Annotated in this window: 12 protein-coding genes and 1 pseudogene; 10 read left to right on the top strand and 3 right to left on the bottom strand. The window is 67.6% G+C overall.

From position 1 onward, the window contains the following. Nucleotides 1–58 precede the first annotated feature (58 nt). The 7 genes from FB471_RS06260 (at nucleotide 59) to FB471_RS35635 (ending at nucleotide 6,804) form a co-directional block, all read left to right on the top strand. Nucleotides 59–670, top strand: coding sequence for an ANTAR domain-containing response regulator (locus FB471_RS06260; RefSeq protein ID WP_141996393.1), 612 nt, complete (start codon nucleotides 59–61; stop codon nucleotides 668–670). Between the two features lie 640 nt (nucleotides 671–1,310). Next, on the top strand, nucleotides 1,311–2,522 hold the full coding sequence (locus FB471_RS06255; protein WP_342779409.1) for a branched-chain amino acid ABC transporter substrate-binding protein: 1,212 nt from the start codon (nucleotides 1,311–1,313) through the stop codon (nucleotides 2,520–2,522). A 163-nt stretch (nucleotides 2,523–2,685) separates the two neighbouring features. Beyond that, nucleotides 2,686–3,681 carry a branched-chain amino acid ABC transporter permease gene (locus FB471_RS06250; RefSeq protein WP_425457095.1) on the top strand — a complete coding sequence of 332 codons (996 nt, stop codon included), beginning with the start codon at nucleotides 2,686–2,688 and terminating at the stop codon, nucleotides 3,679–3,681. After that, entirely contained in the window at nucleotides 3,678–4,829 is a 1,152-nt protein-coding gene (locus FB471_RS06245) for a branched-chain amino acid ABC transporter permease (protein ID WP_141996390.1), read from the top strand. The genes FB471_RS06250 and FB471_RS06245 overlap by 4 nt, the downstream gene beginning before the upstream one ends. Before the next feature lie 23 nt (nucleotides 4,830–4,852). Continuing rightward, nucleotides 4,853–5,755: an ABC transporter ATP-binding protein gene (locus FB471_RS06240; RefSeq protein WP_142001626.1), complete on the top strand. Its 903-nt coding sequence runs from the start codon at nucleotides 4,853–4,855 to the stop codon at nucleotides 5,753–5,755. Continuing rightward, nucleotides 5,742–6,455, top strand: coding sequence for an ABC transporter ATP-binding protein (locus FB471_RS06235; RefSeq protein ID WP_141996388.1), 714 nt, complete (start codon nucleotides 5,742–5,744; stop codon nucleotides 6,453–6,455). Before FB471_RS06240 ends, FB471_RS06235 begins: the two co-directional genes overlap by 14 nt. Before the next feature lie 22 nt (nucleotides 6,456–6,477). Further along, nucleotides 6,478–6,804, top strand: a complete 327-nt coding sequence (locus FB471_RS35635) for a hypothetical protein (RefSeq protein WP_342779408.1) — start codon at nucleotides 6,478–6,480, stop codon at nucleotides 6,802–6,804. 320 nt (nucleotides 6,805–7,124) lie between these two features. On the opposite strand, the gene FB471_RS34890 is transcribed toward FB471_RS35635, so the two are convergent. From FB471_RS34890 to FB471_RS06220, 3 genes and pseudogenes are all read right to left on the bottom strand, one after another. Continuing rightward, nucleotides 7,125–7,727, bottom strand: a complete 603-nt coding sequence (locus tag FB471_RS34890; protein WP_246076262.1) for a LysR substrate-binding domain-containing protein — start codon at nucleotides 7,725–7,727, stop codon at nucleotides 7,125–7,127. 238 nt (nucleotides 7,728–7,965) lie between these two features. Next, a pseudogene (locus tag FB471_RS34885) lies at nucleotides 7,966–8,097 on the bottom strand (LysR family transcriptional regulator); the annotation flags it as partial. 6 nt (nucleotides 8,098–8,103) lie between these two features. After that, complete coding sequence (locus FB471_RS06220; protein WP_170220975.1) at nucleotides 8,104–8,559, bottom strand: PaaI family thioesterase; 456 nt, start codon at nucleotides 8,557–8,559, stop codon at nucleotides 8,104–8,106. 55 nt (nucleotides 8,560–8,614) lie between these two features. On the opposite strand from FB471_RS06220, the gene polA reads away from it, so the two are divergent. Genes polA through FB471_RS06205 form a run of 3 tightly spaced genes read left to right on the top strand, consistent with a single transcriptional unit; the run spans nucleotide 8,615 to nucleotide 12,277 of the window. Beyond that, nucleotides 8,615–11,362, top strand: coding sequence for a DNA polymerase I (gene polA / locus FB471_RS06215; protein ID WP_141996385.1), 2,748 nt, complete (start codon nucleotides 8,615–8,617; stop codon nucleotides 11,360–11,362). A 23-nt stretch (nucleotides 11,363–11,385) separates the two neighbouring features. Continuing rightward, nucleotides 11,386–11,808 carry a helix-turn-helix domain-containing protein gene (locus FB471_RS06210; protein WP_342779407.1) on the top strand — a complete coding sequence of 141 codons (423 nt, stop codon included), beginning with the start codon at nucleotides 11,386–11,388 and terminating at the stop codon, nucleotides 11,806–11,808. Nucleotides 11,809–11,842: 34 nt separating this feature from the next. Next, on the top strand, nucleotides 11,843–12,277 hold the full coding sequence (locus FB471_RS06205; protein WP_141996382.1) for a VOC family protein: 435 nt from the start codon (nucleotides 11,843–11,845) through the stop codon (nucleotides 12,275–12,277). Nucleotides 12,278–12,358: the final 81 nt, after the last annotated feature.

The raw sequence follows: 12,358 nt of genomic DNA, 5'->3' as shown, positions 1-12,358 counted from the left end.
TTCTGGTGTCGCGGTACGCCGCGTTCAGCCGACCCGTCGAGCGCGCAGGAGGACCCCGGTGACCGAAGTGGCTACCGAGGCCAATGGTGATGTGACCGAGCCCCAGCGGCGAGTGCTTGTCGCCGAGGACGAGGCGCTGATCAGGCTGGACCTCGTCGAGATGTTGCGCGAGGAAGGCTATGAGGTGGTCGGCGAGGCGGGCGATGGTGAGGAGGCCATCAGGCTCGCCACCGATCTTGGTCCTGACCTGGTGATCCTCGATGTCAAGATGCCGAAGCTGGACGGCATCGAGGCAGCTTCCAAGATCACGGGGGACCGGATCGCCCCGGTGGTCATCCTCACCGCGTTCAGCCAGCGTGAGCTGGTGGAGCGGGCACGTGACGCCGGCACGATGGCCTACCTGGTCAAACCCTTCGCCAAGCGTGACCTGGTTCCCGCGATCGAGCTCGCGGTGAGCCGGTTCGCCGAGCTGCAAGCGCTGGAGTCCGAGGTCGCCGGGCTGACCGACCGGTTGGAGACTCGCAAGATCATCGACCGGGCCAAGGGGCTGTTGATGACGGCACAGGGCCTGTCCGAGCCCGACGCGTTCCGCTGGATCCAGCGGACGGCCATGGATCGGCGTACCACGATGAAGGCCGTGGCGCAGGCCGTGGTCGAGAGCATCGGCTGAGCGCGACTCTCTCCTCATCACGTCTCGCAGTCGACATACTGCGGTGAGTTACGTCACCGATACTGTCACAACCCGGCCACGGTGGGGTCGGCGGCTGGTGCACTACGGCATCCGGCCCACGCCGCGTCCGCCTGCTCACCCGGAACCTGGGCGCACGACCGATCCGCATGGTGCACGACGGCCCGGATATCCGTCCTGCCGAGCGTGGTGAGGGACGATACCTTTCTCGAAGAGGCCAAGCGCCGGCGCGGCGAACGCCTACCGCATCGGTCGCGCCGGTGATCAACTCACGCGGTTCGGCGATTCTCCGGTGGGGCACCACGGCGGCCTGGATACCATCTCGATACGGGCCTACAAGGTCGAGAGGGGCACGATCCTCCGCCACCTGCGAATCAGGTGAATCGATCCATGCCGGTCGAATCGACGACCGAGTTCTTACAGGGAGTTACTACTCCCATTGTTGCAGTGCGGCAATCAGGTAAGAAAGCACGCTAACACGGGTGATGACCGTCACGATGTGGATACAAGACCTCGGCTGCCCCTGTGCATCTGGGCATCCGACGGCTACGTTCATCGGCCAGTCAGAGTCCTCGACAGGACCGCCGCTCATCACGCGGCATGTCGGCATTTGGAGGGACGAGTGTCAAAAGCACGACTCACGCGGGTTTTCGTGCTGGCAGCGGCTGCCTCGCTCGCGTTGGGCGCCTGCGCCGCGCGTGACGACGGCAGTTCGGACGGTGATACCGGCGATCAGCCCCAGGCTGACGCGCCGGCCCAACCGGCTGACGCCGCAAATCCCCGAGGTGATGGCAACGCTGTATGTGACCCATCAACAACAATCGCCTATGCGGGAACAATTAACGGCGAGAACGCCGCACTCGGTCAAAATATTCTCAACGGTGTGAAACTGGCGGTCGAGCAGCACAACGAGGCCAATGAGCAGTGCCAGGTGCAGGTCGCCGAGTTCGAGACCGAGGGTGTTCCGGACAAGGCGCCAGGCATCGTCACCCAGATGGCCAACACCCCGGACATCATCGGAGTGGTCGGCCTGCCCTTCTCCGGCGAGTCCAAGGCCGCGGGCAACATCTTCCATGAGGCCGGCCTCGTGGCCGTCACCCCCTCGGCCACCAACCCGGACCTCAGCAGCAACGGCTGGAAGACCTTCTTCCGTGGCGTCGGAACCGACACCGACCAGGGGCCCGCCGCGGCGAAGTTCCTCACCGAGAACCTCGGCGCGCAGAACGTGTGCCTGGTGCAGGACGACTCCGAGTACGGCGTGGGCCTCGCCAACTCCGTGAAGCAGGCGCTCGGGGACAGCGTGGCCTGCCAGGAGGAGGTCAAGTCCAAGCAGAAGGAGTTCTCCGCGGTCATCAACAAGATCAAGAGTGAGTCCCCGGACGCGATCTACTACGCGGGCTACTACCGCGAGGCGGCGCCGTTCGTGCAGCAGCTCTACGACCAGGGCGTGGACGCCACCTTCGTCGGCCCGGACGGCATCAAGGACGCCGAGTTCGTCAAGGGTGCCGGTGAGGCCGCGAACAACACCTACATCACCTGCCCCTGCGTGCCCGAGGACCAGTTCACCGACTTCATCGACGCCTACAAGGCCGCCTTCGGCAAGGATCCGGGCACCTACTCCACCGAGGGGTATGACGTGACCACGGTCCTGCTCAAGGGCATCGACGCCGGCAACACCGACCGGGCCGCCATGCTGGACTTCGTGTCCAACTACGACAGCCAGGGCCTGACCAAGAAGTTCACCTGGGACGACAAGGGTGATCTCACCGAAACTCCGGTGTGGACTTACAAAGTGGAGAATGGCAAGATCGTTCGCAACGTCGAGATCAAGTGACTGAATGAGTGGGTGCCGGCCGGGGACACCGACACCGGCGCCCACTCCTTCCTTGATTCCCGACCCGACTGATGACCTGTATCCGGGGCGCGCGTGCAGCGGTCGAACCCGCGTGGCGCGCGCCCCGGTGCTGTAGAAAACGAGTGAGTCCGTGCGCCACGAGTTGCCCGCGCTATTTCTCGCGCAAGACCCCTGGATCAATTTCGATGTCCAAGCCCTCGTCGAGCAGTTCTGGTTCAACACCGTCGAGGGCCTGTCCCAAGGAAGTATCTACGCGCTGATCGCGCTCGGCTATACGCTCGTATACGGCGTACTGAAGCTGATCAACTTCGCGCATTCCGAAGTCTTCATCTATGGCGCTTTCGCCACCTGGTTCACCTTCTACGGGCTCGGCTTCCGGCCCGGATCCACTCCCGACCTCCCGCTGTTCGAATTGATCGGGTTCCTGCTGCTCGCGTTGATAGCGGCGATGCTGATATCCGGCGGCACGGCGGTGGTGCTGGAACGTGTCGCCTATCGACCGTTGCGCAAGCACAAGGCGCCACGTCTGGCATTCCTGATCACCGCGATCGGTGCCTCTTTCGTGCTGCAGCAGATCATTTTCCTCTGGCGCGGTGGCAATGCGGAGCAGGCGATCCGGTTGATGCGTCCCGAGGAGGTGTTCACAATCTTCGGCGCCAGCGTCACCAACCTCACGATCATCATCGTGGTGTGCTCGCTGGCGTTGATGCTCATCGCCGACACCTTCATCAATCGCACCCGGGTCGGCAGGGGTATCCGAGCCGTCTCACAGGATCCGGACACCGCCACCCTGATGGGGGTGAACAAGGAACGCGTCATCATGCTGACCTTCCTTGTCGGCGGCGTGCTCGCCGGCGCGGCCGCCTTGCTCTACATGATGAAGATCCCGCAGGGCGCCTCCTACCAGGGTGGCTTCCTGCTCGGCATCAAGGCGTTCGCGGCCGCGGTGCTCGGCGGCATCGGCAACATCCGCGGCGCACTGCTCGGCGGGCTGCTGATCGGCCTGTTCGAGAACTACGGGCAATCGCTGTTCGGCGGCGAATGGCGGGACATCGTGGCCTTCGTGGTCCTGATCCTGATCCTGATGTTCCGCCCGACGGGCATCCTCGGCGAGTCTCTCGGGAAGGCACGAGTATGACGGCGGCCACCACGACTCCCACGAGTCCCACGAAGCGAAGCGGCGGCAGGCCGATGCGCGAGCGGTGGAGCAAGCTCAACCGGTTCCAGCAGTGGGCGGTACTCATCCCGGTCGCCGCCTTCATCTACCTGCTCCCCGTGCTGAACCCGCCCATCCTGACCACCGAGCCCGGCTACGACTTCTCCATCGCGATGTTCGAGGTCGCCCGGTTCGCGCTGATCGCGATCGGGCTGAACGTGGTGGTCGGCCAGGCCGGGCTGCTCGACCTCGGTTACGTCGGCTTCTTCGCCATCGGCGCCTATGTCGCGGCGCTGTTCACCAGCCCGGACTCGGTGCTGGCCGACCTGCCGTTCCTGGTGGTGTTGCCGATCGCCATGGCGATCACGATGGTGTTCGGGGTCATCCTCGGTACCCCGACACTGCGGTTACGCGGTGACTACCTTGCGATCGTCACGCTCGGCTTCGGCGAGATCGTCCGGCTGCTGGCCGACAACATCGACCCGCTGCGGGGCAACCGCGGCTTCCAGGATGTCGGTGCCCCACCGGGAACCTGGTCGGACGGCAGCGCGATCTTCACCAACACCGACGGCAAACCCTGGTACTGGTTCTGCGTCACCATCATCATCGTGATGCTCATCCTGGTCGGAAACCTGGAACGCTCCCGCGTCGGTAGGGCATGGGTCGCCATCCGTGACGACGAGGACGCCGCGCAGCTCATGGGCGTGCCGACCTTCCGGTACAAGATCTGGGCGTTCGTGATCGGGGCGGCGATCGGTGGACTGGCCGGCGCGCTCTACGCCGGCCAGTTGTCGTTCGTGAACAACCAGAAGTTCGACGTGGTGACCTCGGTCCTTTTTCTCTGCGCCGTCATCCTCGGCGGCTCGGGGAACAAGGTGGGCGTGATGCTGGGCGCGTTCGTGATCGCCTACGTCCCGCTGCGCTTCCTGGCGATCGCCGAGTACAAGTATCTCATCTTCGGGATGGCGCTGATCGTGCTGATGATCTTCCGGCCGCAGGGCCTCCTCGGGGCGCGGCAGCACCTGCTCTCGTACGGAAGGCGCGCATACCAACGATTTCTCGGCAAGGGAGAACGCGTCAGCGGAGACTCGGCGCTCGCCGGGGAGGACCGGAACGGGGGCCGGCCGTGACCGAACCGGAGCGAGAAGAGGAAATGACGGTCCGGCTGGACCAAGGTCTGCTGGCCGAACTGGAGCGGATGACTCCTCGCCAGCGAGCGGAGCACGAAGCCGAGGTCGCGCAGGCCGTGGCCACCCATCGGGACATGAAGGTCCAGGTCGGGGAGACCCTGCTCGAACTGCGGGACCTCAGCGTTCGCTTCGGCGGGCTGGTCGCGCTGGACTCGGTGTCCTTCTCCATCCAGCGCGGTGAGATCCTCGGGCTGATCGGGCCGAACGGCGCGGGGAAGACAACCTGCTTCAACGCGATGACCGGGGTGTACCGGCCGTCCTCGGGAGGGGTGATCCTGGAAGGTGAGCCGCTCGGCAAGGCCAAGAAACACCACATCACCCGCAGGGGCATCGCCCGCACCTTCCAGAACATCCGGCTCTTCGGTGAGATGACCGCGCTGGAGAACGTGGTGGTCGGAACGGACGCCCGGCACAGGACCGGCGTCACCGGGGCATTACTGCGGCTGCCGCGGCACGACCGGGAGGAGCGAACGGCGGTCGACCGGGGCATGGCGCTGCTCGAGTTCGTCGGTATCGCCGATCGGGCGGCTGACAAGGCGAAGAACCTGCCCTACGGCTCCCAGCGGCGGTTGGAGATCGCCCGCGCGCTGGCGACCGAGCCGAAGTTGCTCTGCCTGGACGAACCCGCCGCCGGCTTCAACGCCAACGAGAAGGCCGAGCTCATGGGGCTGATCCGGAGGATCCGCGATGACGGCTATACGGTGCTGTTGATCGAGCACGACATGCGGTTGGTGATGGGCGTGACCGACCGGATCGTGGTGCTGGAGTTCGGCAAGAAGATCGCCGAGGGGGCGCCGTCGGAGATCAGGGAGAACCCGGCCGTGATCGCCGCCTACTTGGGAGTGCCTGACGATGAGCCTGCTTGAACTGTCCGGAGTGTCCGTCCATTACGGACGTATCGAGGCGGTTTCCGACATCACCATCACCGTCGAGGAAGGGGAGATCGTCACCCTCATCGGGGCCAACGGGGCGGGCAAGACGACCACGATGCGCGCCATCTCCGGGATCCGCCCGCTCTCGGCGGGACGGATCTCCTTCGCCGGGGAGGACATCACCAAGCTGCGTGCCGACCTGCGCGTGGTGCGCGGGATCTCGCAGGCACCCGAGGGGCGGGGCATCTTCCCCGGCATGTCCGTGGCGGAGAACCTGGACATGGGTGCCTACACCCGCAAGGACCGCAAGGAGTTGCGCGGCGACATCGAGCGTGTCTTCGAGCTGTTCCCCCGACTCGCCGAGCGGCGCACCCAGGTGGGCGGCACGCTGTCCGGCGGGGAACAGCAGATGCTCGCGATCGGCAGGGCACTGATGGCGCGGCCGAAGTTGCTGCTGCTGGACGAGCCGTCGATGGGTCTCGCCCCGCAGATCATCCAGCAGATCTTCCGGATCATCACCGAGATCAACGAGCAGGGAACCACCGTGTTGCTGGTGGAACAGAACGCCCAGCAGGCGCTGTCCAGGGCGCACCGGGCATACGTGCTGGAAACCGGCCACGTCGTCAAGTCCGGTACCGGCGCCGAACTACTCACCGACGAGTCGGTCAAGGAGTCCTACCTCGGCGTCGCCTGACCTTGCCGGGTACAACCGGGGCGTGCCGTACGTCGCCCTCCCGCCACGGGAGGCAGGCGGACCTGCGCCGCTGGTGGTCACCTGGCACCTGATGGAACCGCCTCGCAGCCAGCTCGCCATGGCCTCGGCCCTGCCGATGGCCGGGCTGCCCGCCTGGCGGGTCCACTTCGGGCTGCCGATGAGCGGCGGCAGGGCGCCCAAAGGCGGCTTCGACGAGTTCCTCAGGCTGGCAGGCGAGGACTACGTGCTGAACATCGCCGAGCCGGTGACCGAGCAGGCCGCGGCCGAGTTCCCCGCCGCGGTCGCCGAGTTGCGCTCCACCCTGCCCATCGCGGGCGGTCCGTGGTGAGCCCGGTCCCCCAACTCGTCCGCGCCATCGCGCGCAACGAGCGGGCCTACCGCGTCGAGTACCCGTGGTCAGAACGCTCCCGGGCGGTGGCCGACCGATTCGACTTCGTGCGCCGCGCGGCGGAGCTGACCGCCGAGGTGCTGCTGGTGGTGGGCGAGCGGGACGATATCGCTTTCACCGAACCCGCCGCGGCACTGGCAGGCAGGCTCGGTGACCGGGGCAGGCTTGTCACGATCGAGGGAATGGAACACGCGCTGGCCGAGGAACCCGGCGTGGAGGAGGCGGAGCGGACCCGCGCGCCGCCGCGGTGGACGCGGAGCTCACCGCGTGGTTCCGGCCTCGCCTGGCGTGACCAGGTCGCCTTCCGGTACCCAGTGCCGTGCGGGGTCGTAGGCACACCAGGACTCCGCACGGCTGGTCCGGCCGGCCAGTGCCAGCAGCCTGGCCAACGCCGGATGCCGGTTGTCCTTGCGCCAGACCGCCGACCAGGCGAACAGCGGCGCCGATTCGAACGGTAGCACCCGCAGGTTCAGGTCGGCCGCGAGTTCCGTGTCGGCACCGGCCAGGGTCACCCGCCGCCGGCCGTGCCTGGTCTGTTCCAGCGTGTGCCGAAGGTCGTAGCTGACCCCGGACTCGTCCAGCGGGACCTTGAGGCTCTCGCTCATCCGACGCGGGAACGCCAGCCGCTCGGCCGGCCCGGCCAGCGAGGGCAGCCAGCTGCCCTCCGCCCGCAGGTCGGCCATCCGGATCGCGTCGCCGCCGGCCAGCGGGTGTTCCGGTGGTAGCAGGGCCACCAGCGGCTCCAACCGGATCAGCCGGTGCTCCAGCTCGTCGGGCAGCTCCCGCCCGAGGTCGGGTACCCGGACGAAAGGCGAGATCGAGTTTGCCGTGCAGCAACGGATCGATGGCGTTGCCCAGTCCACGCCGGCTGCGCTCGATGCGCGGCCAGCCTTCGTCCCGTTCGGCCATCCCGCGCGGCATGAACATGGGGGACGGCCGGGAGTCGACGAGATCGAGCCGCAGCGGCGGGGCCTCGCCGTCCAGCGCGGTGAGCGCGGCATCGGCTACCCGCAGCAGTTCCCGCGCGTGCGGCAGGAACCGCCTGCCCTGCTCGGTCAGCTCGGTCGCCCTACCGGTGCGCAGGAACAGCCGAGTGGACAGCGTGTCCTCCAGCCTGCGGATCCGCTTGGACAGCGCCTGCCGGGTGAGGAAGAGCTGTTCCGCCGCCCGGCTGAAGCTCCGCTGCTCGGCGGTGACCGCGAACGCGCGGACCTGCGCCAGATCGAGGTCCATCGACCACTACTTCGGGGGCCGGTCCCGCACCACGCAGGTCAGCCGCGCCGAGCAGCTGCGCCGGCCGGAATCGTCGGTGAGCTCGATGTCCACGGTGACGGTCCCGCGCCCGACGTGCACCGGGGCGGCCACCCCGGTCACCGTCCCGTCCCGGACGGCGCGGTGGTGGGTGCAGGACAGTTCCAACCCCATCGCCACCCGATCCCGGCCCGCGTTCAGCGCGGCGACGGTGGAACCGAGTGCCTCGGCGAGCACGGCGTTCGCCCCGCCGTGCAGCAGCCCGTACGGCTGCAGGTTGCCCGCGACCGGGATCGTACCGACCACCCGCTCGGGACTCAGCTCGACGATCTCCAGCCCGATCTTGTCGTTGAGCTGCTGGTCGGCCACTGCCGGGTCGATCCCGGACAGCAACTCGCGGGCCTCCTCGGAGGTGGGTTCGGTCACCGTTGACTCCCTGCTCATGGTGCTGACGGACACTCACGAAAGAGTGTCGGACCTGCAGCCTAGACTCGCCCCCGTGAGCCCGACTGAGAACACCACCGTAGCGAACACCACAGCTCCGACCCCGACAGGCGAGGCGACCCGGCTGCTGCTCATCGACGGGCACTCGATGGCCTACCGGGCGTTCTTCGCGGTGCCCGCGGACCGCTTCCGCACCACCACCGGTCAGGTCACGAACGCGGTGTTCGGGTTCACCTCCATGCTGATCAACCTGCTCAGGGACGAGGCGCCGACCCACCTCGCGGTCGCCTTCGACGTCTCGCGGCAGACCTTCCGCTCGGAGGCGTTCGCCGACTACAAGGCCACCCGGACCGCCACCCCGGACGACTTCAAGGGCCAGGTCGACCTGATCAAGGACGTGCTGGCAGTCCTCGGCATCCCGATCCTGACCAAGGACGGTTACGAGGCGGACGACATCATCGCCACCCTCACCACCCTGGCCGGCGCGGACCACCAGGTGCTCATCTGCACCGGCGACCGGGACGCGTTGCAGCTGGTGAACGAGGCGGTCACCGTGCTGTACCCGAAGAAGGGCGTCTCCGACCTGGTCCGGTTCAACCCGGACGCGGTGCGGGACAAGTACGGCCTCAGCCCCTCCCAGTACCCGGACTTCGCGGCGCTGCGCGGCGACCCCTCGGACAACCTGCCCGGCATCCCCGGGGTGGGGGAGAAGACCGCCGCCAAGTGGATCAAGCAGTTCGGCACCCTCGGCGAGCTGGTGGATCGCATCGACGAGGTGAAGGGCAAGGTCGGCGACGCGTTGCGGGCGCATGTGGACGCCGTGCTGCTCAACCGGCAGCTCACCGAGCTGGTGCGGGACGTGCCGCTGGAGGCCACCCCGGACGACCTCGAACTGCAGCCATGGGACCGGGACGCGGTGCACCGGCTGTTCGACGAGCTGGAGTTCCGGGTGTTGCGCGACCGGCTCTTCGCCACCCTCTCCAGCGCCGAGCCGGAGGCCGACGAGGGTTTCCAGGTCAGCGGTGTCGCGCTGCAGCCAGGAACGGTCGCCGGCTGGCTCGGCGCGCACGCCGGCGGCGACAAGCCGGTCGGCCTCTCCTTCCGCACCACGGGCATGTCGGTGCACTCCGACTTCCAGTCCATCACGCTGGCGGCGCCGGACGGCGAGGGCGCCTTCGTGGATGTCACCGCCGTGGACGAGGCGGACGAGTACGCCCTCACCGATTGGCTCGCCAACCGCGCGATACCCAAGGTCGGCCACGCGTTGAAGATCCCGCTGCACGCGGCGAGGGCCCGTGGCTGGACCGTCGCGGGGTTGTCCATGGACACCGAGCTCGCCGCCTACCTGGTCCGTCCCGGCCAGCGCTCGTTCGAACTGGACGACCTGGTGCTGCGCTACCTGCAGCGTGAGCTGCGGTCCGAGGCGGGCGCGGGCGAGGGACAGCTGTCCCTGCTGGACTCCGAGGGCAGTGGACCCGAGGACGGGGACGCCCAGCTGGTGCGGGCCGAGCTGGTCCGGGCCCGCGCCGTGGCCGAGCTGGGCTCGGCGCTGGTCGAGGAGCTCGGGAAGATGGATGGCTCGCGCCTGCTGGATGACCTGGAGCTGCCGTTGCTCGAGGTCATCACCGAGTTGGAGACCGCGGGCATCGCGGTGGACACCGACCAGCTCACCGAGCTCGAGGCGCACTACGCGGCGCGGGTGAAGCAGGCGGCCGACGATGCCTACGGCGTGATCGGCAAGCAGATCAACCTCGGCTCGCCCAAGCAGTTGCAGGTCGTGCTGTTCGACGAGCTGGCCATGCCGAAGACCAAGCGCACCAAGACCGGCTACACCACCGATGCCGAGGCGCTGCAGACGCTGTACGAGAAGACCGAGCACCCGTTCCTGCAGCACCTGCTCGAGCACCGGGACGCGACCCGGCTGCGGACCACCGTCGAGGGCCTGATCAAGTCGGTGGCCGGGGACGGACGTATCCACACCACACTGCAGCAGACCGTCGCGGCCACCGGGCGGTTGTCCTCGGTGGACCCCAACCTGCAGAACATCCCGGTACGGACCGAGGAAGGCAGGCGGATCAGGGACGCGTTCGTGGTCGGCGACGGCTATGCCGAGCTGATGACCGCGGACTACAGCCAGATCGAGATGCGGATCATGGCGCACCTGTCCGGGGACGAGGGTCTGATCGAGGCGTTCAACACCGGCGAGGACCTGCACACCTACGTGGCCTCGCGGGCGTTCGGCATCGAGCCCGGGGAGGTGACCCCGGAGCTGCGGTACCGGGTGAAGGCCATGTCCTACGGGCTGGCCTACGGGCTGTCCGCCTACGGCCTCGCCCAGCAGTTGCGGATCTCCACCGAGGAAGCCAAGGCGCAGATGGATGCCTACTTCTCCCGGTTCGGCGGGGTGCGCGACTACCTGCACACCGTGGTCGAGCAGGCAGGCAAGGTCGGCTACACCGAGACGATCTTCGGGCGCCGCCGGTACCTGCCCGACCTGAACAGCGACAACAGGCAGCGTAGGGAGATGGCCGAGCGGATGGCGCTGAACGCGCCCATCCAGGGCAGCGCGGCGGACATCATCAAGGTCGCCATGCTCAAGGTGCACCATGCGCTCAGCGAGGCGAAGGCGGGTAGCCGGGTACTGCTGCAGGTGCACGACGAGCTGGTGCTCGAGGTGGTCGACGGCGAGCGGGCCGAGGTGGAGGGCCTGGTGCGCGAGGCGATGGGCGCCGCCTACGAGCTGGCCGTACCACTGGAGGTCTCGGTGGGCTTCGGCCGCTCCTGGAACGAGGCGGCGCACTAGCGATGCCCGGCCGGGCGCCGGCGGTGGCCCATCTGCGGAGGGCCAAGGACTGGATGGACGCGCGCTACGACCAGCCGCTGGAGGTCAGCCAGGTGGCGGCGGTGGCCGGATGTTCCCGGTCGCACTTCATTCACTCGTTCGCGGCGGCTTACGGGGAGTCGCCGATGGCCTACCTCACCCGCAGGCGGATCGAGCGGGCGCAGGACCTGCTGCGCAGCGCGAACCTGACGGTCACCGAGATCTGCATGCTGGTCGGCTTCGCCAGCCTCGGCACCTTCAGCCGCCGGTTCTCCGAACTGGTGGGCATGTCCCCCACGGCGTACCGGGCGGCCACGCGCCGGTCCGGGCCGCCGCCGATCCCCGGTTGCTACCTGATGATGTGGACCAGGCCGGCGCCGCCGGATTCCGTACTCTCGGATAAGCCGCCCGACCCCGCCGCCGAATAGCGTTGCTCCCAGCATCGAGAGACGAGGGAGCACGATGATCAAGAGGCTGTCGCACGCGGGTATCTACGTGCTGGACTACGATTCCGCCAGGGAGTTCTACACCGAGAAGCTCGGCTTCCAGGTGCGCGCGGACATGAAGATGGACGGCAGGTTCCGCTGGCTCACCGTGGGGCCCGCGGACCAACCCGGACTCGAGATCATCCTGATGGAACCCGGCCCGCCGCAGCACGACGCGGAGACCGAGAAGCAGCTCCGCGAGATCATCGCCAAGGGCGTGCTCGGCATGGGCGCCTGGGACACCGACGACTGCCGCGAGACCTTCCGGACGCTGTCCGCGCGTGGGGTGACCTTCTTGCAGGAGCCCGCCGAGCGACCCTACGGGATCGAGGCCGTCTTCCGGGACGACTCGGGCAACTGGTTCAGCCTCACCGAGCGTCAGGAGTTCGACGAGAGCAAGCCGTGGTCGTGATTCGACACGGCGCGCGGCCCGAGATTCCCGCACAGGTGCCTTAGGCAGACCCCACCAAGTGCTGCTCTTTTCGGGTAAAGC

Source organism: Amycolatopsis cihanbeyliensis, assembly GCF_006715045.1.
Taxonomy (GTDB): domain Bacteria; phylum Actinomycetota; class Actinomycetes; order Mycobacteriales; family Pseudonocardiaceae; genus Amycolatopsis; species Amycolatopsis cihanbeyliensis.
The sequence above is the reverse complement of the archived record's forward strand: the minus strand, read 5'-3'. Positions and strand labels throughout refer to the sequence as shown.